Annotated in this window: 23 protein-coding genes and 1 tRNA gene; 17 read left to right on the forward strand and 7 right to left on the reverse strand. The window is 59.2% G+C overall.

The window, feature by feature from the left end:
* Window positions 1-235: 235 nt before the first annotated feature.
* Window positions 236-1,093, reverse strand: coding sequence for a transporter (locus DK254_RS27500; protein WP_256595968.1), 858 nt, complete (start codon window positions 1,091-1,093; stop codon window positions 236-238).
* A gap of 353 nt (window positions 1,094-1,446) precedes the next feature.
* Between DK254_RS27500 and tatA the strand changes: the two genes are divergently transcribed.
* Window positions 1,447-1,671 carry a twin-arginine translocase TatA/TatE family subunit gene (tatA, locus tag DK254_RS27505; protein WP_109936364.1) on the forward strand — a complete coding sequence of 75 codons (225 nt, stop codon included), beginning with the start codon at window positions 1,447-1,449 and terminating at the stop codon, window positions 1,669-1,671.
* A 149-nt stretch (window positions 1,672-1,820) separates the two neighbouring features.
* Here tatA and DK254_RS27510 read toward each other — a convergent pair whose 3' ends face one another.
* From DK254_RS27510 to DK254_RS27520, 3 genes are all read right to left on the reverse strand, one after another.
* Window positions 1,821-3,089: an MFS transporter gene (locus DK254_RS27510; protein WP_109936365.1), complete on the reverse strand. Its 1,269-nt coding sequence runs from the start codon at window positions 3,087-3,089 to the stop codon at window positions 1,821-1,823.
* Between the two features lie 45 nt (window positions 3,090-3,134).
* Complete coding sequence (locus DK254_RS27515; protein ID WP_109936366.1) at window positions 3,135-4,202, reverse strand: sugar phosphate isomerase/epimerase; 1,068 nt, start codon at window positions 4,200-4,202, stop codon at window positions 3,135-3,137.
* A gap of 126 nt (window positions 4,203-4,328) precedes the next feature.
* Entirely contained in the window at window positions 4,329-5,825 is a 1,497-nt protein-coding gene (locus DK254_RS27520; RefSeq protein ID WP_109936367.1) for a PLP-dependent aminotransferase family protein, read from the reverse strand.
* 1,186 nt (window positions 5,826-7,011) lie between these two features.
* On the opposite strand from DK254_RS27520, the gene DK254_RS27530 reads away from it, so the two are divergent.
* The 12 genes from DK254_RS27530 to DK254_RS27575 all read left to right on the forward strand — a co-directional run bounded on the left by DK254_RS27530 (window position 7,012) and on the right by DK254_RS27575 (window position 16,775).
* Entirely contained in the window at window positions 7,012-7,227 is a 216-nt protein-coding gene (locus DK254_RS27530) for a hypothetical protein (RefSeq protein ID WP_064584545.1), read from the forward strand.
* Window positions 7,227-7,502 (forward strand): hypothetical protein, encoded by a 276-nt coding sequence (locus tag DK254_RS33935; protein WP_146219656.1) that lies wholly within the window; start codon window positions 7,227-7,229, stop codon window positions 7,500-7,502. Before DK254_RS27530 ends, DK254_RS33935 begins: the two co-directional genes overlap by 1 nt.
* Entirely contained in the window at window positions 7,499-7,726 is a 228-nt protein-coding gene (locus tag DK254_RS27535) for a hypothetical protein (protein ID WP_109936369.1), read from the forward strand. The genes DK254_RS33935 and DK254_RS27535 overlap by 4 nt, the downstream gene beginning before the upstream one ends.
* Window positions 7,727-8,194: 468 nt before the next feature.
* The gene (locus DK254_RS33940; RefSeq protein ID WP_146219657.1) at window positions 8,195-8,536 is read left to right on the forward strand and encodes a hypothetical protein; all 342 of its coding nucleotides are present in this window, start codon (window positions 8,195-8,197) and stop codon (window positions 8,534-8,536) included.
* Window positions 8,537-8,578: 42 nt separating this feature from the next.
* Window positions 8,579-8,914 carry a hypothetical protein gene (locus DK254_RS27545; protein ID WP_109936371.1) on the forward strand — a complete coding sequence of 112 codons (336 nt, stop codon included), beginning with the start codon at window positions 8,579-8,581 and terminating at the stop codon, window positions 8,912-8,914.
* Between the two features lie 830 nt (window positions 8,915-9,744).
* The gene (locus tag DK254_RS27550; RefSeq protein ID WP_256595969.1) at window positions 9,745-10,065 is read left to right on the forward strand and encodes a hypothetical protein; all 321 of its coding nucleotides are present in this window, start codon (window positions 9,745-9,747) and stop codon (window positions 10,063-10,065) included.
* A 15-nt stretch (window positions 10,066-10,080) separates the two neighbouring features.
* Window positions 10,081-11,544, forward strand: coding sequence for a hypothetical protein (locus DK254_RS33945; RefSeq protein ID WP_146219658.1), 1,464 nt, complete (start codon window positions 10,081-10,083; stop codon window positions 11,542-11,544).
* Between the two features lie 2 nt (window positions 11,545-11,546).
* The gene (locus DK254_RS27555) at window positions 11,547-11,918 is read left to right on the forward strand and encodes a DUF5455 family protein (protein ID WP_109936372.1); all 372 of its coding nucleotides are present in this window, start codon (window positions 11,547-11,549) and stop codon (window positions 11,916-11,918) included.
* 7 nt (window positions 11,919-11,925) lie between these two features.
* A complete protein-coding gene (locus tag DK254_RS27560) occupies window positions 11,926-13,014 on the forward strand; it encodes a zonular occludens toxin domain-containing protein (protein ID WP_109936373.1) in 1,089 nt (362 codons plus the stop codon).
* Between the two features lie 9 nt (window positions 13,015-13,023).
* The gene (locus DK254_RS27565; protein ID WP_256595970.1) at window positions 13,024-14,409 is read left to right on the forward strand and encodes a type II secretion system protein GspD; all 1,386 of its coding nucleotides are present in this window, start codon (window positions 13,024-13,026) and stop codon (window positions 14,407-14,409) included.
* Between the two features lie 93 nt (window positions 14,410-14,502).
* Complete coding sequence (locus tag DK254_RS27570; protein WP_109936374.1) at window positions 14,503-15,786, forward strand: hypothetical protein; 1,284 nt, start codon at window positions 14,503-14,505, stop codon at window positions 15,784-15,786.
* Entirely contained in the window at window positions 15,786-16,775 is a 990-nt protein-coding gene (locus DK254_RS27575) for a tyrosine-type recombinase/integrase (RefSeq protein WP_109936375.1), read from the forward strand. The genes DK254_RS27570 and DK254_RS27575 overlap by 1 nt, the downstream gene beginning before the upstream one ends.
* Window positions 16,776-16,864: 89 nt before the next feature.
* Here DK254_RS27575 and DK254_RS27580 read toward each other — a convergent pair.
* Window positions 16,865-16,938 (reverse strand) — tRNA-Gly (locus DK254_RS27580).
* A gap of 160 nt (window positions 16,939-17,098) precedes the next feature.
* Here DK254_RS27580 and DK254_RS27585 point away from each other — a divergent pair.
* The 4 genes from DK254_RS27585 (at window position 17,099) to DK254_RS27600 (ending at window position 21,707) form a co-directional block, all read left to right on the forward strand.
* Window positions 17,099-17,662 (forward strand): hypothetical protein, encoded by a 564-nt coding sequence (locus tag DK254_RS27585; protein ID WP_109936376.1) that lies wholly within the window; start codon window positions 17,099-17,101, stop codon window positions 17,660-17,662.
* A gap of 216 nt (window positions 17,663-17,878) precedes the next feature.
* Complete coding sequence (locus DK254_RS27590; protein ID WP_109936377.1) at window positions 17,879-18,979, forward strand: polyamine ABC transporter substrate-binding protein; 1,101 nt, start codon at window positions 17,879-17,881, stop codon at window positions 18,977-18,979.
* Window positions 18,980-19,292: 313 nt separating this feature from the next.
* Window positions 19,293-20,507 carry a diguanylate cyclase gene (locus tag DK254_RS27595; RefSeq protein ID WP_109936378.1) on the forward strand — a complete coding sequence of 405 codons (1,215 nt, stop codon included), beginning with the start codon at window positions 19,293-19,295 and terminating at the stop codon, window positions 20,505-20,507.
* A gap of 390 nt (window positions 20,508-20,897) precedes the next feature.
* On the forward strand, window positions 20,898-21,707 hold the full coding sequence (locus tag DK254_RS27600; protein ID WP_109936379.1) for a gamma-glutamyl-gamma-aminobutyrate hydrolase family protein: 810 nt from the start codon (window positions 20,898-20,900) through the stop codon (window positions 21,705-21,707).
* 465 nt (window positions 21,708-22,172) lie between these two features.
* Here DK254_RS27600 and DK254_RS27605 read toward each other — a convergent pair whose 3' ends face one another.
* Together DK254_RS27605 and DK254_RS27610 are read right to left on the reverse strand one after the other, a co-directional pair.
* Entirely contained in the window at window positions 22,173-22,574 is a 402-nt protein-coding gene (locus DK254_RS27605) for a hypothetical protein (protein WP_089394202.1), read from the reverse strand.
* A 60-nt stretch (window positions 22,575-22,634) separates the two neighbouring features.
* A complete protein-coding gene (locus DK254_RS27610) occupies window positions 22,635-23,555 on the reverse strand; it encodes a DMT family transporter (RefSeq protein ID WP_109936380.1) in 921 nt (306 codons plus the stop codon).
* Window positions 23,556-23,600: the final 45 nt, after the last annotated feature.

The following is a 23,600-nucleotide window of genomic DNA, read 5'->3' on the forward strand; positions in this document are numbered from 1 at the left end:
GGCCGGGTTGCCGGTGCCCGAGAAAAATGGCGGATAACGCCATAGGCGTTATCCGCCCTACGGCCGTGCTCCCCTGGACCCGTAGGAGCGGGCCCTGCCCGCGATTTCGCGCGCAGGGCGCGCTCCTACATGGAATGGTGTGGGTGGGGTAGCGTAGGAGCGGATCTCATCCGCGAATCGCGCCGGAACCTCCGGCCATCGCGGGCAAGGTCCACCCCTACACGCGCCCCGCCCCTCAGAGCGGCGTGGTGAACTTGAACCAGAAGGTCTGCCCATCCGGGCGATTGCGCACGCCCGAGTCGTCCTGCCACTTGGCGCTGAAGAACCAGCCATCCTTGCTCGCGTACTGCACCGCGGGGCCGATGGAGAAGCTTCGCCCGCGGGAATCCTCGACTTCGTGGCCATCGAGCTTGTCGTCGCTGATCTGCTGGTAGGCGTGGCCGCCGACGCCGAGCACCCAGCCATTTCCCATGCCCCAGCCGAGGGTGTAGTCGGCGTGCAGCTCGCGGCCGGACTGGTAGTCGGTGGCGCGGTTCTCGAAGTTGTAGTCGTGCATCAGGCGGATGTCGGCGTTGGGCCCCGTCGGGTCCACGTAGGTCATCGCCAGCACCGCCTGCACAGTGTAGTAGTGGGTGCCCAGGTTGATGATGTCGTCCTTGTCGTAGCTGCCGGTGGGCAGCACAAAGTCGACGCCGGTGGCCACGTGGAACTTCTCGCTCGGGTGGAAGCCGATCACCGGCCCCAGGTGGGCGTCGCCGATGCCGCGCTTGTGGTCGTGGGGGCCATTCTTGATGTTCAGGCGCATGTCGGTCAGCGGTAGCAGGGCGTGGAACCCGAGGTCGCCGCCCAGGACTTTCTGCTCGGTGACCCAGACGAAACGCGGCACCAGGGTGGAGACCCGCAGGTCGATGTCGGCGGCCTTGTGGCCACCGTTGTCACGCAGCGTATCGGCCAGGTAGTTGCCCGCGAACAGCTGGGCGTAGGTGCCAGGCGGTGGAAGGATGCCCATCCCGTAGATCTCGATGCCCATGGGCCAGGAGGAGGTGCCGCCCTCGGTGGCGAGGGCCGAGGTGGCGGCGCCAGCCAGGAGCATGGCGCAAGCGAGGCGGGATACGCGAAGGCGAAGGGTCTTGTCGAACATGAGTGCCGGCCTTTGTTGTTATTGAAGTGGCGCGCGGCCGCTTCCGCATGCCGTGCCGGCGACACTAATCAATTACCATGCCAATCGTTAATCACTTTAAAATCAATAACTTGAAAATAAACTTCAGATAAACCAAGTAAATACTCTTAAGAAAATTCCGCTTTCCGCGGAAAAGTCTCCAGCCACTGGCGCCATCCATGAAAAGTCCAGGTTATCTGTTGGATAGTGCCTTCTGCGCCAGGGCCCACCCACCAAGAATGCAGGCGCCAATAACAACAACCGAACCGCGACCTGGAGGCATGGTGATGGGCATATTCGACTGGAAACACTGGCTGGTCCTGCTGCTGGTGGCGCTGCTGGTCTTCGGCAGCAAGCGGGTGAAGCACCTGGGCAGCGACCTCGGCGAAGCCATCAAGGGCTTCCGCCGCTCGGTCAATGCCGACGACGAGCCAGCGGCGCAGAAGCTGGCCGGCGAGGAAGCCGTCGCCGAACCCAGGCGGCTGCAGGAAGGCTCCCGCCAGCAGGCCTGAAGGGCCGTGGCGGGAACGGGCCCGGTGCGAGCCCGTTCCTTCCGCTCAGCCGATCAGCTCCACCAGCCAGGCGTACAAGGTGGCACGCAAGCCGCTGACAGACCCAGCTCCCAGCCAGCGATAGCGACTGAGAGCCGGGACCGGAAGCATTACGCAAGAGCCTCCGCTGCCGCAGCGTCAACCCGCCTGTTCACCAGGCGTTGCAGCAGGGCGGACACCACTACGCCCAGCACTGCCAGCACGCTCATCAGGCTGAAGACATAGATGTAGCCCTGCTCGCCGGGGAAACGGTCGAGCAGCGAGCCGTAGATGATGTAAGCGAACATGCCCGGCGCATAGCCGATCAGGCAGCCGATGCCGAACGCGGAACCGGTGATGCGCGACGGAATGCCGACTTCGCTCATCGGCGCCCAGAACACACCGCGCATGGTGAATACCACCAGGGCGAAGGACAGGGTGGCAGCCATGCCCGCGTAGATGTAGCTCTCGCCATGGGGGATGCTGAGGATCACCAGCATCAGCGGCAGCAGGGCAACGAAGGCCCACTTCAGGTAGCGGCTCGCGCTCCTGAGGACCTTGTCGGCGATGTAGCCGCCCGACGGGCCGCCCAGGACCTTGAGGAAGTACTGGTTGATGATGCCGTAGGCCCCCACCAGCGCGACCGGCAGCTGGTACATGTCCTTCAGGTAGGGGATGAAGTAGGTCAGGCCGCAGTAGACGATGTAGACCATGAACACGTTCAGGCTGACCAGCCAGATCCCCGGGGTACGCACCGCTTCCAGCAGGCCCGCCATACCCAGCGGTTCACGCTTGCTGCTGGCCCCGTCGGTGCGAGGGGCATCGCGGAGCAGGAACAAGGTGAGCGCACCCACGCTGATATCGATCGCCGAATAGAACAGGATGGCCGCCTTGAGCCCGGCCGCCCCGGAGCCGAGGGCGACGAACACGCCAAGGGCGGAGAAGGCCACCAGGGTGTCCACTACGCCACGGCCGCCTTCGAGGAAGCCGAACATGCGGCTCTGCTCGTCGTCATTGCCGAGGTTGCGGATGGCCTTGAGCAGCGAGGGCCAGAAGATGCAGTCGGCGCACACCGCCAGCAGGCTGAAGACCACCAGCAGTTGGCTGTAGCCGGGGAAGCTGGCCAGGTACAGGCCAAGGCCGCCGGCGCCGATCAGGCCGAGGGGAATCAGCCGACGCGTCTCGAAGCGGTCGGCCAGGAAGCCTCCGACGACGAAGAGCGCGGTGGCGATGATGGCGTTGGCGCTGAGCAGCGCGCCTATCTGCGTGTGGGTCAGCCCCATGTGCTCCTGCATCGGGATGTAGAAGGCGTCCTTGAGATTGGCCAGTTTGTAGATGGTCCCGCCGCCGAGGACGAGGACCAGGAAGCGGAGCCACTTGGCTTTGGCCTGTGCTGTCATTGTTGTTCTCCACAGTTTCCGGGTAGGGGATGTCGCAACGGCCTGTCAGGCGCGACGGGCGTCGGCGAGGGCAAGTTCGGCCAGCAGGCGCAACTCGCCCAGCAAGCCGCGCAGGTAGCGCACCTGGTTGTTCGCCCAGCGATGTTCGTCGGCCAGCATGCGGTCCAGGCTGTAGCCCGGCGGCAGCGGCGTTTCGCTCATCTCTCGATAGGGAATGAAGGGATCGAGGTCCTCGCCGACCTGGCGGAAGGCCGGGGCGACATAGTGGTTTTCCTGCTCGAGGATGAAGGCCACCACCTGGGGGGCGGTGTCACCGAGCAGCAGCAACTCCACCAGCATCCGCGCACCGGGCAACTGATCCTCGGCACTGCCTTGCAGCACGCCGTAGTGACCGAAACCGCCCGCCTCGGGCACTATCCGCACGCCCTTGAGGTGGACCTGGCGGATGAAGGGCGCCAGTTTTTCCAGCGCCGGGAGCGGCTCCTCACAGGCGTTGATCATGTTGCCGAAGTCGAACAACGCGTTGAGTCGCGGATGCCCGACCCGGCGCAGCAGGGTGGCGATCTCGTCGCTCTTGAGTTCCTCGTGCTGCTCGAAGTCGAAGTTCAAGTCATGCTCGTCGGCCAGTTGCGCGAGGCGCCGCAAGTCGTCCTCGATCAGCCCCATGACCCGTGACAGGTGGCCTTCGTAGCGCGAATAGACGCGGATGTTGCGGCTGCCGATGGCCAGGGCGACGGCGACGGCCCGGTCGACGTCCCCGGGCAGCGTGCTGCTGATTTCCACATGCACGTCCAGGCCGAGGGCACGGGCCTTGTCGCCGAAGGCAGCCAACTGCCCGGGGGACATCTGCGAAAGGCTGTTCTGCTCGCCGTCCAGCAGGTGCAGCGAGAGGCCATCCAGCTCGTGGCGATAGGCGAAATCGAGCATGTCGGCGGGAGTGACCCGGCCCTGGGTCAGGTTGGTCAGCAGCGGGTAACCGTGAGCGAACAGCCGCAGGCTGTCGAGGCGCTGCAACAGGCGGTGGGCGAGCTCGGTCGTGAGCAGTGGCGGCTGTGGATCAGCCGCCGCGTTGTGGCTCAGCAGGGCGGCAAATCGGGCTTGGATAGCATTCATTGTTGTCATTCCTGATAGCGACGCCGGAGTGGCCGGCAGTGCTTTTATCGCTCTGGAATGGTGCTATCCCTATAGCCATTACTGTTTTGTTCATATGACCATTTTGCCCGCCGCACAACGCTGCCCTCAGAGCCGCCAGCCCAACGCACGCAGCGCCTGGGCGAGTTCCTCCACGCGTCGGGCGGCCTGCCCCTCGGGGATCGCGGCGAAGCCCAGCAACAGGCCCGGCGGCAGGTAGTGGCGAATGCAGTAGTCGCGCAGGGCGTAGGTGAAGATCCGCTGCTCGGCCAGGCCGCGGGCAAGGGCATCATCATCGCAGCCTTCGGGCAGCCAGCCGATCATGTGCAGCCCCGCCTCGGCAGGTGTCACCGAGAGGAAGCCGGCCAGTTCGCGCTGCAGCGCCTCCAGCAAGGCGGACTGGCGCGCCTGGTATAGATTGCGCATGCGGCGGATGTGGCCGAGGAAATGACCGTCCTGCATGAAGTCGGCGGTAGTTGCCTGGTGCAGGGTCGAAGGGCTGCGGTCCATCACCGCGCGGATGGCGCAAAACGGCTCCACCAGCGCCTCGGGCAGGATCACATAGCCCAGTCGCAGCGATGGATAGAGCACCTTGCTGAAGGTGCCGACATAGATGACACGCTCCCCGGCATCCAGGGAATAAAGCGCAGGCAGCGTGCGGCCGACGTAGCGGAACTCGCTGTCGCAATCGTCCTCGACGATCCAGCTCTGGCTGCGCCCGGCCCAGTCGATCAGTTCCTGGCGGCGCACATGGCTCATGGTGGTGCCCAGCGGGTGCTGGCGCGATGGGGTGGTGAACGCCAGGCACGCGTCGGGGCATTCGCGCAACCCTTGCTGCACGTCCAGCCCCTGTTCGTCTATGCGCAATGGCACGAGCCGGCACCCCAGCGCCTGGAAGGCGATGCGCGCAGCGATATGCCCCGGGTCCTCCATCCATACCCCGTCGCCCGGGTTCAGCAGCAACATGCCCAGCAGGTTGAAGGCCTGCTGGGCACCCGAGGTGATTACCACCTGGTCGACGCTGCACTCGATGCCGCGCGCATCGAACACGTACTCGACGATGGCCTCGCGTAGCCGCTGCAGGCCCTTCAGCTCGCCGTAACCGAGCTGATCCTTGCTGGGTTTGCGCAAGTGTCGATTCATCAGACGCTTCCAGGCGGGCATGGGGAAGGCGTCGTAGGCCGGGTGGCTGGGCAGGAAGGAGGTCGGGCAGTCCGGTGCCCAGGCGTTGTACGACACGCCGCTGAAATGTTCGCTGCGAAGGGAGTGCACCGCCTGGCTCAGGCTCGACAGGCGCGGCGGTTTGCGCGGGGCACTGGCGACTGCCGCGCGACCTTCCCAGTCCTCGCCGACAAAGGTCCCGGCGCCGGTGCGCGAGGCCAGGAAGCCCTCTGCAGTCAGTTGGTCGAAGGCATTGAGCAGGGTGATCCGGGACAGGCCCAGTTCCTTGCACAGGGTGCGTGTGGAGGGCAGACGAGTGCCTCCCGGGAGCCGGCCGGAAAGAATCTGCTTGCGTACCTGCAGATAGAGCTGGCGATAGAGCGGCATCGCGCTGGAGCGGTCCAGCTCTATGCCTGTCAGCAACATGCCGCCGGGTATCTTCATCGAGGGTCCTGTCTTGCGCGCTAGCGAGCATCGAACTCAAGCAGGAGTGCATTGTGCCTTGGCCGTGAGCAGCACGGGAGGCCTGCCCGCACTACACCTGAGCGCATGATCTGTTCGATAGCCACGCCGGGCCCAACGGGATCGAGCTGACGCGCGACATCGCGAGCGGTCCCATGGTTCTGGCCGGGCGGCCAAGGCGCTTGTCCGGGGAGGCGACCGTCCGAGAGCCTTGGGCAGGCTGCGGACGCACAGGAAGCCGCGTTCTGGAACAGCTTCAGGAGGGAATCTGGAGCGGGCGAAGGGAATCGAACCCCTTAAATGTCTTGGTTATCAATGGCCTACGCTGGTCATTGCTGGGTTTCGCGTCATGCGTCAAGGTCTTTGTAGCCCATTGCTGGGCTACGTTTTCGACACTTTTTCGACACTTATGGGCATTCCTTCAGCATGCGTGCACGGTACGCTTCTTTGTATTGCGGGTCTTTCTCATTATTGAAAATTGAAGTCCATGCTTGGCAATTTGGGTTGGCTTGAGGTGTTTTTCTGTTGAGCAATGGCGGGGTTTGGGTTGGCTGCTCTGTGAAGCTTGTTTCGATTATTTTTAGTTGCCAAGCCATGTATAGGTGCCATGCCATTCCTAAGCCGACTCCCCCTAGAAATATTCCTAATGCAATTGATGCGACTAGGTTTGCTGGGCTTACATGGATATGTATTGGCCTGTTTGTCCTTATCAATTTTCTGCTCCTTGTCCTTTTGCTCGGGCGTACCAGCGCCTATTCACTTCCTTTGTGATCGCTATCCCGCGTTTTGATTGGGCAAGTTTCTGTTGGCTTCGTCATAGTCGGGACTTGTTTGTCCTACCTCAGGCATTACCTCTCCTGTGGTTAGCCACCAGCGATAGGTCGGAAATACTTTTCCGAGAATCTCTATCTCTTCTGCTCCTACGCGTGCTTTGCCTCGTCTGATGCTCGCCCAGCGATCGTAGTTCGTTTCGCCTGCTCGCGTGAGTGTGTTGAGGTTTGTCTTTTCGATTAATAGAAGCGCTCTATCGGTTATGGTCATGGCTATTTGATATTTTCATTGCCCGGACTATGTCCAGGACTCAGTCCCTTTGCTAATATCTGGACATAGACCTGGACATAGTCCCGGCCATAGCCCCTCTATAGACCAACATAGTGCAGCAAAGCCCATGGAACTGGAACAGATAAAGGTTAAGGAATTGACGGCAGCCCCTCCCCTTCTGCCGTGGAAGGTCTTCTGCGCCTGGATTGGCATGGGTTCGGAGACTGAAACGGTGCGTGGCTGGATTCGCCAGGGCTATCTGCCGACTCGTCGTGTCGGGAAATACCTGATGGTCAATGTTGCCTTGCTCAATAAGCAGCTGCTTGAAGAGGAGGATTTCTAATGGATCGGAAGCATCTTGAATATTTCCTTGAAGAGTTGACTTACGCATATAACAGCCGTGGTTATGGCGTTTCAGTGATGGCGCTTTCTCGTTTTGAGGGTTATTGCGACGCTTTGTATCAGTGCGGCGTTATATCGCTTGAAGTTAAACATCGTCTTTATAGGTTGTCGTCCTCTGTTGTTACGAAGTCTTCCGCTCCTTATCTTCCTGATCCGCTGAATGCTGGCCCTCTTCTTCCTTCGTGGATTGCGTTTGAACGGAGGGCTTTGGCATGAATATTTTGAAAGCCATGCTTGGTTTGGGATTTTGGTTTTTCATTCTCTTTGCCTCTATTGGTTCGTTTTTTAAGTTTACTTTCGAACTGAATGATTCCAGTTTTTCGACCTTTCTTTGTTTCATGCTGTTTATCGCTGCGCTGTTCTTTTTGCTTATCCCGGTTCTTGCTTTTGTGTTGAAGCAAATTGTTGAAAGCAAGGCTTGGGATTTTCTTGGGGAGTAGCTATGCATGCGCGTAAGTATTCGGGGCGTCCTCATGCTGAAGGCTGTGATTGCTCGGTTTGCTGGGTTAAGAGAATGGGCCCTAACCCTGTTCGCATACATGGTCCTTTCTGTCGTAAGCACCGTATTTATCTTCAGGATGGTGTTTGGCGATTTGTACGTGGACCTTGCTACTGCGGTGATCGTAGTCGCTCTGATTGGCGTATCTCTAGAACTGAGGGATTCGATTCTAGGGCGTTCTATGCGGGAGATATCTTCCGTAGAGCCTAGTCGTGTAGTGCAGCTGTATTTCTTTTTTGTTGTCGTGGTTACGACTTACTTGGGGATTCCTCTCTACTTCTTTTATTGGTGGTCATTATGAGCGCGATTATTCCCCCGCGTCGGGAAACTCCGGGCGACCCGCCCAAAAAGTTCCTGGTTCAAGTAAAAACTTCCGACTTCCTTCTTTTGCAGCAAGAGGCCGCTAATCGTGGAACTGATCTTCTCAAACTGGGTGGGTTCGTTCTTAGTGCTTGGCTTGCTGCTGGCTGTCCTGATTTCGGTAATTAGTGCCGGTTGCCGGGCTGTTTGGAACTATCAGGATAGCAAGCATGAAGTTGGTGAACCGTTTCTGATTTATTTGTGGCATTGCAGACAGAGTCCCGAAACGTTTGATCCGGGTTATGCCGCGACTCTCGTTTGGTCGATTCGATGCCGTCGGTGTCGCCATCGTTATATGCCGCTGGCTCGGATGCTTAATCGGGCTCGTCTTGAAAAGACAGAGTTCGGACGGTTTCGGGAAGAGGCAGTAAAAGCAGGCTTTCAGATTTAACGCCCGGTTGGGCACTTCAAAAACCCCTAGGAGGTAATTCCTATGTTCGATCAAGTCATGCAACAAAAAATGCTCGTGCTCGGTGTTGAGCGTACTACGGTTGATCGTTCCGTTTTCGTCTCGGCCTTCGTGGGTCGTCAGCCGGAAACTGAGCGGGTAGCCGATACCCGCGCTTACGCGATTTCGAAAATCAGCGTCGAACCGTCGGTCTTCGACAAGTTTCCTGCGGTGACGGAGCCGGTGGAGCTGAACCTGCATATCCGCTTGGTCAAGGCTGCGGGCGGCAAGATGCAACCGCGGATCGTGGACGTGGAAGCCGTCAAGGCGGGTGCTGCGGCCGCTTCGCGTCCAACCGCTAGCGACAAGGCTGGGGCCTAAGCATGTGCGCCGCCTGGGTTGCATCGTCTGACGTGGCGCCGTTCTCCGGCCGCGCCTCTCTGCCGATGTGTTCGGACGAAAACGGGGGCCGTGGCGGCCTAGCAGGTGTGGCCCGCTGCTCCATCGCGTGGCCCGTTTCCTGCGAGCCGCCGCGCTCTGCCCCCGCACCGTCTGACGATGCTCCCGGCGTCTGCGCGGCCCTGGTCGGCGCCGATCTTGCCGTTTACGTGCTTACCGACGGCGCCACTCTCGCCCCCGTCAAGGGCCGCGCCCCCGGCTCGTCGGAACAGCTTCATCGTTCCGGCGAACGGAGGCACGGGCGAAGCGAACCCTTGATGGCTCCCCGACAAAACAGCCTCCGAGTCATAGGGGCGGGGGAAGCTCTATCCCCCCGCCCCTCTGACTCCCTGGCGAAGGGCGGGATGGTAAGGGCAGAGCCCTTACGACTTTGCTCTTTGACCTGCGTTCCAAGGGCGCAGCCTTTGGCCCCCGGAGGGCCATCAATAAAGAGCCTCCGGCATAGCCGGGCAACTTCTACCGATCTTTCAGCCGCCTGCGAAGGCAAGGGGGACGCGTAAATGTCCGCTTGGCTGGCCAATGTCACTTTGGGCGATTTGTTCGCCCTTCAACTCGTCCTCGGTCTCGTCCAGTGCGCGGCTTTGGGCCTCATTCATGGGCATCAGAGGTAACGGCTATGTCGCTCTCTTGGGATACGTACCTGTTTATCGCTGGGCTCGCTGTGGGTTCTGTAGGTATTGGCATCGCCTACGGGCACTTCCGCCTCGGGTGGAAGGAACTGATTGATGCCGCATCGTAAGAGGAAAAACCTCATGAAACTGCAAAGCAAGCTGCCGGCCATGCCGGTTGGTGTGTCCAGCGAAGCGACTCCGGCCGGTAAAGCCGGGGGCCAAAGCCTGGCCGCTTCCATGATCAAAAACACTGCCATCATCGGCGTCGTCGCGGGCTCCCTGACTGCCGGTATGGCCAATGCCGCCATCACGGTTCCGCCGGAGATTCTCGAGGTCTTCACCGATCTGGCAACCGCCTTCGGCGTGCTCATGGCCGCCGGTGCCGTTCTGTTCGGCGTGATTCGTGGCGGTGTCGCTCTCTTCAAGATCGCCAGCCGCATCTTCTCCGCGGCCGGCGCCTGACGGGTGGGCGGGTAGATGCGCGCGGCTATCCGCCTACTGGTTGCCCTCACGCTTCTGGCGTGGGGGCAATTTGGTTTTGCGGTTGATTATTATTGGTACTGGGGAACAACCAGTATTACTACTTATAAAACTCCTCTTGCAGCTTGTACCGGCTATTATGCTGGCAAAGGTTACTCGAGTTTCCGCGTTACTCCAGTTAACGCATCTAAATTTAAATGCGAAGGGCTTTATCAGGGCACTTGGTATTTTGATGCTTATATGATGCGTTATGGCGATTCCTGTCCTGCCGGATCTACTTATAATGCCTCGACTGGTTCTTGTGATGCACCTAAAGACTGCTCAGCTACAGCCGGAAAAAAGAAAGCCGTGGCTATGTCTTGCACTTATATTGCAAGCTCAAATCTTTATTCTTGCCCAAGGGAAATGAGTGTTGATGGTTGCGCCTATATTCCGAGTGGTGCAAAGACAGAATGTCAGCGCAATGTTCAGCCTGATGGCACGCATATTTGTACGGCTTTTTATACTGGCTCGGGGGAAGAGTCTAGCGATTCTGCTACTGATTGCACGGCTCAAACTTGTGCGGATGCTCCAAGCCCGGGTGATACTAACCCTGATTCCGGTTGTGTTACTGCTGGTGGAAATACTGTTTGCATAAAGGATGAAGAGACTGGCTGTGGTACGTTTAATGGCCAAGAGGGATGTTTTAAGCAAGATGAGGGCTGCGGCTTCTTTAATGATACCTGGGGCTGTTTCCCTCAAGATAAGCCACTAAATAATTGTGGCTGGGCGAATGGCCAGCAAATTTGCTTTGATCCTAAGGATCCTACAAAGGTAATTGATCCTTCCTCCCCTGATCACCCTGCCAATGGCGGTAATGCCGATGGCAATCAAAATAATGATCCTATGGCCCCTGGCGGCACGCCTGGAAGCTCTCCGCAGTCTGGTAGCTCTGGCGCGACTAACCAAGCGATAAATGACTTGGGTGAAAAGCTGGGCCCTAAAATCGATAAAACCAATAGTTTACTGCAGCAAATTATTGATGGTCTTTTTGGCCAGGATTACGACAACTCCGGTGATGGCTCTGACTCCGAGGCTGAAGTTAAAGGCGGCAATGCCGGTGATGCGATAGGCAATAAGATTAAGACTGAAGGTGATCGTGTTCAGCAAGAGCGCGAGGAAAAGACTCAGGACCAATTGGATAAAGTTGAGTCTACGGTGGACTCTTGGTTTGGTGGTGGAATTGATATGGGGAATGCGCTTGAGCGAATTTTCCCCTCTGCTTCGGGCTGCGGTATTTTTTCGATAAGTTTTAGCCTAGGAAAGTATTCGGCTCATATGGACATTGATACCTGTGTTCTGAGTCGCGTCAGGGCATTACTTGAGTGGATTGTCTGGTGCTGGACCATTATTGGCGTTTGGAAGATTTTCTATTCGGGCTTACGCCTTGAAGATACGAAAGCAGCAAAATCGGGGTATTAATCATGGGCTGGATAATTGGTTTTCTTAAAAAGCTTTTCCCCCGCTTCTTTGCTCAGCTTTCGCGCTTTCTCATTGGGTTTATATCGCCAATCATCGGACCACTGCTGGAGTACATAGCCAAGTTCTTTAGCAAGCTTGGAATGATTGTTCTTGTTATTGGAGCAATTGGCGCGGCTATCACTGCTTTTACTGTGGCGTTGAATGCGATTGGCTCGGGCATTGCTGCCCAAGCACCTAATGATTTAATTGTTATCGGTCGCATGTTTATTCCTAGCAATTTTTCCATTGCCATTTCGACTCTGCTTTTAGCCCGTTTGAAGTCGCTTATCTTCATGTGGGTTATCCGTATCACTGAAAAATTCGAAAACGCATAGGTTTGCCATGGCCGTTTATATCGTCACCGGCAAACTTGGTGCCGGTAAGACTCTGCTTGCCGTAATGAAGATACTTGAGTATCTAAAGAAAGGTCGGCGTGTTGCGGTAAATGTTGATGTTCGGATGGATAAGCTTTGCCGGCCGAACAATAAACATTCTCGTCTTGTTCGGCTTCCCGATCTTCCTACCGCTGATGACTTGGTTGGTCTTGGTATCGGTTGCGATGTTTACGATGAGGAAAAGTTTGGTGGAATTTTTCTTGATGAAGCCGGCGTTTGGTTGAACTCCCGCGATTGGAATTCCGGCGGGCGCTCTGATCTTCTCAAGTTCTTTTTATTCCTTCGTAAACGGCGCTGGGACCTTTGGCTTATTGTCCAGAATATCAATGTGATCGATAAGCAAGTTCGTGAATCGATTGCTGAACATGTTGTTTATATCAATCGCCTTGATCGCGTAAAGGTTCCGTTCTTAAGTTCTATTGGTCGAATCTTGAGTCTTGGCTTTTGGAATGGATGCTTGCCCAAGATGCATTACGCCATTGTTAAATATGGCGCCAAGTTCAATTCAATGAAGGTAGATGAGTGGTTTTATCGCGGGTCAGAGTTTTATGATTTTTACGATACCACTCAGGAATATGACAAAGAGTACGACAAAGGCTGCTATTCAATGTTGCCTCCGGGATATTGGCGCAGAAAGCTCCCGGCGGCTGTTCGTAATGCGGGGTTCTACATGCGTACAACGAAAATCTTTTTCCGTCGCACTCGTGTAATTACGGGCTTCTTTGTTGGTGCGGTCTTTGCCGCCTCGGTGACTTTTGCAGCTACGTACCGCCCTTCTGCGTCTCCTTCAGCGGCCGAGGGTGTTAAGCCTGTAGCTGCTCCTGTAGCGACTAAGAAACTAAAAGAAGAGTTCTCAGACTACAAGATAGTTTCGTTCCAGCGCTTCCCGGACGGAGTTCGATATATTTTTGAGACTAAGGACGGCAAGCGCATTAACTCTAAAGATTTTGCAGTAAAGAACATCACTGTTAAAGACAGGGGTGCCTCTGAGGCTCTTTTAGTTCGTGACAGTGACTATCTTTCCATCTATCGCTAGGGATTGATCATGTCTTATATGGCAAGAGGGCTATTAGCTCTTGGGATGGTGCTTGCGCCTGTGGTTAACGCTACTGAGGCAATTGATATATCAGAAGGCACCGTAATGGATTTGGTGGATTGGGCATCTGCCCATCTTGGAAAGTCTTTAATTGTGGGCGCTGATTTGAAGTCGGCGCCTTTGTCTATTTATGCCAAGTATGATACTCCGCAGCAGCTGGAAGAATTAGTAGGCCAAGCTGTTAGAACGGCTGGATTTTACTTTTCGAGTGACGCAAAGACTATTCAGGTTAGCTCTAAGGAAATGCCTACTCCGCTGGCATTTAAAACAGAGGTTATTCAACTTCAGCATCTTCAGTCAGATTTTGCTTTTGAGTCTGTTCGCGATGTGCTGAATTCCAGAATGGCCGCCGATCAAGCGTCAAACAAGGGGGCAATGCCTGGGCAAGCTCAAGCGATGGTTTCCCCTTCGCCTACGTCTAACGCGTTGATCGTGACTGCGACGGTGGATCAGCTTGAGGTGGTGCGCCAGGTCGTCAAAGAGATTGATCGGCCTAGGCGGCAGGTGATGATTACCGCTGTTGTGGCTGAACTCTCGGATGATGATTTCCAGTCGCTGGGGCTCAATGTTACCGCCGCGAATAATCGGCTGAGTCTTAGCGGTACTGCCTTCGGTAAGGTGGACTATTCGGATCTTGGTTTTAGCCTGACGTTTGATGGTCCGACCTTGGGCGCGTTTTTTCAGGCGGTGAAGTCCACCGGGCGTAGTCGTATTCTTTCGACTCCGCAGCTGCTGACGCTCAATCGGGAAGAGGCCAGCATTGTTGTCGGCCAGAATGTCCCTTTCATCACTGGTACCACAACGTCTGGTGCTACGCCTGCGGACAATCCCTATCAGACCATTACTCGGCAGGATGTTGGCGTTACGCTCAAGGTAACGCCCTTCATTACGCCTTCCGGTTCGATCGAACTCACGATTGAACAGGATGCCTCTAGCGTTTCAAACGACAAGACAGCCGCCGATATCATCACTAATACGCGGCGTATTTCCACCAAGGTGCAGCTTGCCAATGGCTCGGGGATATTGCTGGGTGGGTTGCGCTCGGAACAGACGGATAAGTCGACCTCGAGGGTGCCACTGCTATCGGATGTGCCGGTGGTGGGGCGCCTTTTCCGGTTCGATTCTGAGCGGACTAAGGCATCCAATCTTGTGGTCATGCTTTCCGCTCGGGTGTTTGACCCGAGTAAGCCTTTCTCTGACCTCTCTCAAGCCCCTTTCACTGCTCCTCAGGTAGCCGCTCAGCTGGCGCTGCCGACGCTCGGCATTGGCGATTCTGAGGCCCCTGGGCGAGCCGATAGGGGGCGGCGTCGGGCGCGGCACGGGGACGCCCCCTAGTGGCTGCCCGGGGGCCCAAAGACGCCCTTGTAGCACGTCTTATAAACAGTTTTCCAAGTGGTCATTACTGCACATTGTTGAAGGAATTGGGGAATGAAAAAGGCTAAGGATCAGGTACGTCTGGATGTGCTTACGGGGGAAGAGAGTTCGCGGGGGCGGCTCTTCGTTGATCCTTCTTCGGCTGCCATCACCGATCTGTCAGGCATTCGCATTCTTCGGTGTGGCGTGGATACCGTTCGCCAGCTTTACAAGGGGCTGATTCGTCCTCAGGTGCTGGCGCTTTTTGAAGAGCCCGGCATGGTGGAGTTCGCAGGCGAGTGGTGGCATGCCGGTCGCGTGGGGCGCGATTCGGGGTATCAGTGCAAGCTTCAGAACGCTGATCTTGGCTTGATTCTTTTGGTCAAGAATTTCAACGAAAAAGCTGATGTGGTGGGCTCTCACCTCAAAATTGAGGTGTCTCCGCATGCTATCGATTCTAAGTCGCCTGAACAGCTTCAGGCGTGGCTTGATGGGTTTGCGGCTCAGGTGCTTGATCAGTGCGAGGTTAATCAGTGTGCGGTGCACGTTGCCCTTGATGTGCAGGGTTGGGCACCGCCTGCTGATTTGGTGGCTCGCCTGCATTGCCGTGCTAGGGCACAGCGTGACCATTCGGGTATTCAGTCGGTTTGCTTTGATGAGAACGTGGCGACCTATGGGCGAGGCCAGTCGTTTTTATTTGGCTCTGCATCTGGCATGCAAATGGCGATCTATAACAAGACGCTACAGGCACGTGCCATTGACAAGTTGGATTATTGGGAATCTGTATGGCGACGTTCGGACAATCCTTTTGACGATGATGACGTTTCCAACTATGACCCTGAAAAGCCGGTTTATCGCATTGAGGCTCGTTTTCACCATTCCGTGGTGCGCCAGTTTGCTGATGGCTCGGTTTTGCATCGGACTGGGGAGTGCATTGGAACGCATTCGTTCGCGTCGCTAGCGGGGCATTTGCAGGGGCTTTGGACTTATGCCTTGGGGTCGTTTCGGCTGTTGTCTCGGCCCGGTATGTATGATCCTTTTTGGACCTTGATTCGTGATGACGTGGTGGTTTCTGTTGAGGCGGATTCCTTGCTTGAGGATACCGTTTACAAGCGCTATTACAAGACGGCTCGGGGTTTCTCCGGTAAGAACGTGGAGCTTTTTCTAGGGAATTTCCTTTCCATCGTTGCGCGTGATCGTATCGGTGCTCAGCGTGCGTTTCAGCAGTTAAAGCAATGGGATTGCTGGCCTGTGATCCGGGATCATTACGCGTCTAAGGGTAAGGAAGAGCATCAGATTTACAAGCACGTCGCTGAGTTGCTTCGGGAGCGGACTGTGCGCTGGGGGAGGGCCGTCTGATGACGATTAGTAAGATTAAGGATGGTCGTTGGCTTGCAGACGTTGAGCCTATTAAAGGGCGGCGCTTTCGTAAGAAGTTTAAGACTAAGGCTGAGGCTCAGCGGTTTGAATCGGCAGTTCGTCAGAAGTGCACGGAAAATCCTAGTTGGAGTATTAAACCTAAGGACCGCCGCAAGTTATCTGAGCTAGTTGACCTTTGGTATGAACTTCATGGGCAGACTTTGAGTAATGGACATCGTTGCGTTGCCATTTTGAGGCTGGTTGCTAAGAGTCTTGGCGATCCTATTGCCGTGAATTTGGATCCGGCAAAAGTGGCGCGTTTGCGTGCTAGACAGGTTGTTAAGGGTATGTCTGGTAAGACTGCTAACAATCGCCTTGGCTATCTTAAGTCCATGTATAACGAATTGCGGCAACTTGGGGTTATCGATTATGAAAACCCTGTTGGGCGTATGCGTCCGTTGAAGCTTCAGGAACGGCCATTGTCTTATCTTACTAAGCAGCAGGTTTCGGAGTTGCTGGCAGCTTTGGATGCGCGTTCTACGTCGCCGCATCCTCGGATGGTGGCTCGTATTTGCCTTGCTACGGGTGCACGTTGGGGGGAGGCTCAAGCGTTGACGCCTGAGCGAATCAAAGGCAATGCGGTGGTGTTCGCTAACACAAAATCGAAACGTGTTCGCTCTGTGCCTATTTCGAAGCGGTTGGCTGACGATATTCGTCAGCATTGGAAGCTTTATGGGCCTTTTACGAACTGCTTGGGGGTGTTTCGGATTGTGCTGCGGTCTACGTCGATTAGGCCACCTAGGGGGCAGGCTAGCCATGTGCTACGCCATACGTTCGCTAGCCATTTCATCATGAACGGCGGTCACATTGTGACTTTGCAGAACATCCTGGGGCATGCTTCGTTGTCTATGACGATGCGCTATGCGCATCTGTCGAAGGATCACCTGTCGGAGGCGGTTCGGCTGAATCCTTTGGAGTCGGCCCTGTGATCTCTTTCGACACTTTTTCGACACTTTCTATGCCTGAAAAAGCAAAGCCCTCAAAAACTCAATGTTTTCAAGGGCTTGGCAGGGTGTTCTGGAGCGGGCGAAGGGAATCGAACCCTCGTCATGAGCTTGGGAAGCTCAGGTAATGCCATTATACGACGCCCGCTTGGGGGTGCCTTTTTACCAGAAGGCGCGGGCGGAGTGAAGCCTTGGTGCTTCAGTTGGGGGCATTCGCCGATTCGGAAGCGGCGGGTGGTGCCAAATGCCAGCATCGGCGGTATCTTCCGCTCCCATCGATTTCCCCGGGTTGGGGGTGAGGCAGGTTCATGGGCAATACCCTGGTGCGTGCGGCCGTGCTCGGCCTTTCCTTGCTGTGTTCCACGGCGGCGTTCGCGCGGGTCGAGGTTGCACCGGTGCAGAACAAGTCGCTGGGGCTCACCCTGGCGGTGCGCATCACCGAGGACATCGCGCCGGGGGATTACGAGCGCCTGCTGCAGGGGCTGAAGCACAACCCCGGCAAATTCGTCCGCAAGATCGCCCTGCTCGATTCCATCGGCGGCAGCCTGGGCGAGGCCATCAAGATGGGCCGGCTGCTGCGCGAGGCCGGGTTCGACACCTGGGTGCCGCGCAACAGTGTGTGCCAGGGCACCTGCGTCTACCTGCTGGCCGCCGGGCATACGCGCCGGGTGCGCGGCTATGTCGGGCTGCACCGCCCCTATTTCCCCGGCGGCGATTCCTGGCTGGCCGACGGCGCCAGCCGCTACAGCCCGGCCGCCTACCTGCGCGAGATGGACGTGCCCACCGCCCTGCTGGACGACATGGCGGCCATCGAGCCAGGGCGCATGCGCGTGCTTTCCGCGCAGGACCTCGCGCGTTACCGGCTCAATTGAGCCACCTGGCACGACGGTACGCCTTGTAACAGGCGGTGCCGGAATTCCGTCGCCGCGCCCGCCAGCCCTGTTTCCGCCCCTGACCTCCAGGCTAGAGCCGCCGCGGGCCGGCGGCCGGGCAATGGCCGGGAGCCATTATCGGGAATGGTTCTTGCTGTCGATCCATGCGGAAGACCCAACTTACCGCACGGATAGAAGAAAATCGGAGCAACCTGCATGTTCAAGACCTTCGGCAAGACCCTGCTCGCCGTGACTCTGGCGGGCGCTGTGGCTGGTATGGCGCAGGCGGACAACAAAGTGCTGCACGTTTACAACTGGTCCGACTACATCGCCCCTGACACGGTCGACAAGTTCACCAAGGCCACCGGCATCAAGGTCGTCTACGACGTCTACGACAGCAACGAAGTGCTCGAGGCCAAGCTGCTGGCCGGCAAGTCGGGCTATGACGTGGTGGTGCCGTCGAACAACTTCCTCGCCAAGCAGATCAAGGCCGGCGTCTACCAGCCGCTGGACAAGTCCAAGCTGCCGAACTGGAAGAACCTCAACCCGGACCTGATGAAGACCCTCGAGATCAGCGACCCGGGCAACAAGTTCGCCATCCCCTACATGTGGGGCACCATCGGCCTGGGCTACAACCCCGACAAGGTCAAGGCCGTGCTGGGCGACAACGCCCCGGTGGACTCCTGGGACCTGGTGTTCAAGCCCGAGAACATCCAGAAGCTGAAGCAGTGCGGCGTGAGCTTCCTCGACTCGCCCACCGAGATGCTGCCGGCGGCCCTGCACTACCTGGGCTACAAGCCGGACAGCAACGATCCGAAGGAAATCAAGGCGGCCACCGCGCTGTACCAGAAGATCCGCCCGTACATCACCTACTTCCATTCCTCCAAGTACATCTCCGACCTGGCCAACGGCAACATCTGCGTGGCCGTCGGCTACTCCGGCGACGTCTACCAGGCCAAGGCCCGCGCCGCCGAGGCGAAGAACAACGTCCACGTGCTCTACAACATTCCGAAGGAAGGCGCCGGCGCCTTCTTCGACACCGTGGGCATTCCGAAGGACGCCGAGAACCCCGAAGGTGCGCTGCAGTGGCTCAACTTCCTGCTCGAGCCGCAGGTCATCGCCGAGATCAGCAACGTCACCTCCTTCCCCAACGGCAACGCCGCGGCCACCCCGCTGGTGAACGAGGAAATCCGCAACGACCCGGGCATCTATCCGAAGGAAGAGGTGATGAAGAAACTGTACGCCTTCCCGGACCTGCCGGCCAACACCCAGCGCCTGATGACCCGCAACTGGACCACCATCAAGACCGGCAAGTAAGCCGCGCCTTGCGGAACACCTGACGCACCTCAATGGTGCGCAACAGCCAGGCACGCCCCCTTTTCGCCCAGCGAGAGGGGGCGTGCCGCTTTCCGCTTCCCGCCCGGCGGCGCTGCCTTCCGTCGTCCGCGGGCTCGAATTCGATCCGCACTCCAGGCATGATGGCCATAAGCCATCACTGCATTTCACTGCGCAACGGAAGCCATCGGTCGGGCCGGGCAACCGCACCGCCATGGACCGAGGCGCCAGCGCACCGGGCCGGCGCGTGCCCACCCCCGCCGTACCGTCCCGGGGCGCCCCCAGGAGCCCAGGCATGAGCGCCTACGCCGACACCACCCCAGCGCTGCCCGAGCGCCCCGCCGAGGACTACCTCGCCGAGCGCGTCGCCACGCTGTTCTCCACCAGCCCGTCCACCGCGGTGGGCAACGTGTTCTCCGGCACCATGGTGTTCGGCGTCTACCATGCCAGCGCGCCCCTGCCCGGGCGCTGCCTGTGGCTCGCCGTGCTGGTGTTGCTGATGAGCGTGCGCCTGGGCCTGGTGTACGCCTGGCGGCGCGACCCGCAGCGCCTGGCGCCGCATACCTGGGCGCGCCTGACCATGCTGCAGTGCGGCGCGGTGGGGCTGGCCTGGGGCATCGGCGCCATCTGGCTGATGAGCTACGGCACGCCCTACGAGGACGTGATCTACGGCTGCATCGCCCTGGCCTCGGTGATGGTGGCCATGAGCAACGTGTCCTACTGGCCGGCGCACCTGGCCTTCCACGTGCCCATGTTCTTCTTCCTGGGCATCGCCTATTTCCGCGACCCCGAGCCCCAGGCGACCTTCCTGGCGGTCTCCGCCTGGGTGGTCTGCCCCTTCATCGCGGAGATGGGCCGGCGCCTGCAGATCCGCTTCAACGAGGCGCTCAAGCTGGCCTGGGAACACCAGGTGCTGGCGCACAAGTACGCGCTGGCCAACCAGGAGCTGGCGGTGCTCAGCCGCACCGACGACCTCACCCGCATCGCCAACAAGCGCCACCTGGACGAGACGCTCAAGCGCGAATGGCACCGCTGCGCCCGGCACGCCGAGCCGCTGAGCGTGCTGATGCTGGATATCGACCACTTCAAGCTCTACAACGACGGCTATGGCCACCTCGCCGGCGACGTCGGCATCCGCCGCGTGGCCGAGGCCATTCGCAATAACGTGCGCGAGCACTGTGACTTCGTCGCCCGCTTCGGCGGCGAGGAGTTCACCGTGGTCATGCCCGGCGCCGACCTGGCCACCGCCTGCGCCATCGGCGAGCGCATCCGCGCCGCCGTCGAGGCCCTGCAGCTGCCCCACGCCTGGGCCGCCCGCGGCCACCTGACGGTGAGCATCGGCGTGGCCTCCACTGCCCAGGGCCCGGTGGCCAGCCAGGAAGCCCTGGTGGGCAACGCCGACGTGGCCCTGTACGCCGCCAAGCATGGCGGGCGCAACCGGGTGGAAGCCTTCAGCGGCGACCCGGCCAAGGCGCCGCTGCCGCCGGGCCAACCCTGCCTGCCCAACTGACGCCCCCAGCGCACAAGGCTGCAGACGCAGCGCCCGCTCAAGGGTGCGGCTGGCGTGCGCATGGCGAGCCTCCGTGAAAATGTTCAGTATAATTTTCACGAAAGCGCCGATTGCGTAAAAAATATTAGACCGATATTTATCGAATTAACTTAAAAACACTTTAAAAACAGATAGTTAAAAACGAAACTGCCATGCGTTTCGGCCATTATTTTTGACGACCGAAAGCGAAATTGTTTGACATATTTTACGGCTCTGGCAGGCTGGTGGGCAGGCTTCGACCGTTTGCGGGCGCCTCCAGCCCCGCCGCGGCAGTGCTCGGAGCCCCAGGTAGCGCCCCTCCCGGCCGCGCCTGCACATAAACGACAGGCCGAGCCTGTCCCAAGGTGACATATGTCCAACAGCAACATTGGCAATAACAATCAGAAACTCCGCAAGCCCGTCGTCCTGATGTCCATGGGCGCCCAGGAACGCAAGGGCCACGACTATCAGGTGATGACCCACAAGTACATCACCCCGATCACCGATATCGCCGGTTGCGTGCCGGTCCTGGTGCCGACCTGCTGCGGCACCGACGATCTCGAGCAGTACCTCGACATGGCCGACGGCGTCTACCTCACCGGTGCCGGCAGCAACATCGACCCGGCCCTCTACGGCCAGGAAAACGAGACCCCCGGCAAGGGCCAGGACAAGCAGCGCGACCTTTTCGACCTGCCCCTGGTCAAGGCCGCCATCGCCCGTGGCCTGCCGATCTTCGGCATCTGCCGCGGCATGCAGGAAATCAACGTCGCGCTGGGCGGCGACATGTACCAGAAGGTCTACGCCGAGCCCGGCTTCAACGACCATCGGGAAAACCCCGAAGACCCGGTCGAGGTGCAGTACGCCCCGGCGCACAGCGTGCGCGTGGCGCGGAACACCTGGCTGCACAAGCTGCTGCAGGCCGATTCGATCCAGGTCAACTCGCTGCACGGCCAGGGCCTGAAGACCCTCGGCAAGGGCCTGGAGGCCATCGCCCACGCCGAGGACGGCCTGGTCGAGGCGATCCACGCACCGACCCTCTCGCCCTTCCTCTTTGCGGTGCAGTGGCACCCGGAATGGCAGGCGCTGAAGAACCCCGATTCGGTGAAGCTCTTCCAGGCCTTCGGCGACGCGTGCCGCCAGCAGGTCAAGAAGAAGCAGGCCCGCTACGGCAACGCTGCCTGAGCGGGTAGCGCCAGGCGGTGATGAAAAAGCCGCTCCTCCCTAACGGAGGAGCGGCTTTTTCGTTTGTGGGCGTTCGTGCCACTGCTGGGGCTGGCGGGGCCTGCGGGTCCAATCGCGGACGGAGTCCTACGTTGCAGGCGAGCACGGCTTTTCGTAGGAGCGAGCTTGCTCGCGAATGGAGTCTGCCGGTGGCGTAGGTGCCAGGCTCAAGAGCCCCCTCTCCCGCAAGCGGGAGAGGGGGCTGTCCTGAGTGGCCTGGAAGTCAGGCATCATCCTTCCCCCTCGCCATTCCCGTGAACGCGAGGATAGGTAGGCGTTTCAGGATGACTCCGGGTTCCCCGCTCGCTCCAAACGGCCCCCTCTCCCTCTGGGAGAGGGCTGGGGTGAGGGAACGGAGTCAACCGAATACACCGCAGCCGCCAGGAAGTACCATTCGCGAGCAAGCTCGCTCCTACACCCTCATCATCACTGCGACGTCCCCGCCGCCGGGAATACCCGCTGGATCCGCTCGGCCAACGCCAATGCCCGCTCGCTCTTGGTGAACAGCAGCAGGTAGTCATGGTCGGACTTGGCCGCCGGGGCGATGCGGTATTCCAGCGGCCCCTGCACCACCTGCTGGCCCACCGGCACGCGGAAGGTGGCCACGCATTCGAGCACGCCGCTGTCCGGGTCCTTCTCGAGGATGGCCGCGTCGCGCAGTTCCACGTCCTTGAGCAGGTCGCCGCGGCCGGCCAGCGGGCCATCGGTGAAGACCTTCACCAACTGGTCGCGCATGTCCTTGCTGGCGCACACCTCCGCCTCCTTGCTACCGCAGGCGCCGAGCAGCACGGCGACACCGATCATTGGCAACAGCTTGTAGTTCATCATTCACCCATGGCGAGACTTGGTGCGAGTTGGAGTCGCCACCAGGGGAAAAATTCCCATACCTCAGTGTTTTCCGTAATCCGTCCCATGCAACGCGAAGCGCGCGACCAGCCGCCGCGGCAGCCCCCAGTTCCGCTGCATGCCCGCCGCGGCCAGGAGGATGGCCGCCACGCCCAGCCACTGCGCCAGGCCCAGGCGGTGGCCGAACACCACCCAGTCCACCAGGATCGCCGCCACCGGGTAGATGAACGACAGCGCGCCGGTCAGCGCCGTCGGCAGCTTCTGGATGGCGCCGTAGAGCAGCACGTACATCAGCCCGGTGTGGAGAATGCCAAGGGTGGCCAGGCAGGCCCAGGCCGACGGCTGTTGCGGCAGCGCCGAAAGGTTGGCCAGGGGCGCCAGCAGCAGTACGCCGCTGCACACCTGCACCAGCGCGATCAGGTGCGGCGGCACCGCCTGCAGGCGCTTGACGATCAGCGCGGCGAAGGCATACAGCAGCGCCGCGCCCAGGGCCAGGGCGATGCCCGCCAGGTAGTCGCTGCCCGGCCCGCCGCTGCCGTGGGCGCCGACGATGGCCAGCATGCCGGCGAAGCTCAGCGCCAGCCAGCCGAGCTTGCGCGCGCTGAGCTTCTCGCCGAGGAACGCCGCGGCCAGCAGCACTAGCATGAAGGGCTGGGTGTTGTACACCGCGGTGCCGATGGCGATGGACGCCCGCGAGTAGGAGGCGAACAGCAGCACCCAGTTGCCGACGATGGCCACCCCGCTGAGCAGCGCCAGGCCGAAGGCGGAAAGGCTCAGCACGCCCGGGCGCAGCAGGCCGAGCAGGGCGCAGGCCAGCAGCAGGGTGGCGGCGCCGAACACGCAGCGCCAGAACACCACGTCCAGCACCGGCTGGCCGGACACCAGCACCAGCCAGCCGATGGTGCCGCAGATCAGCATGGCCGCGGTCATCTCCAGGGTGCCGCGTTGAATGGACTTGTCCATGGGGTTCCTCCTGCAAGGTGTGCCTACAGCATGACAAGGCATCAC

Source organism: Pseudomonas sp. RW407 (genome assembly GCF_003176655.1).
In the GTDB taxonomy this organism is placed as follows: Bacteria; Pseudomonadota; Gammaproteobacteria; order Pseudomonadales; family Pseudomonadaceae; genus Pseudomonas; species Pseudomonas delhiensis.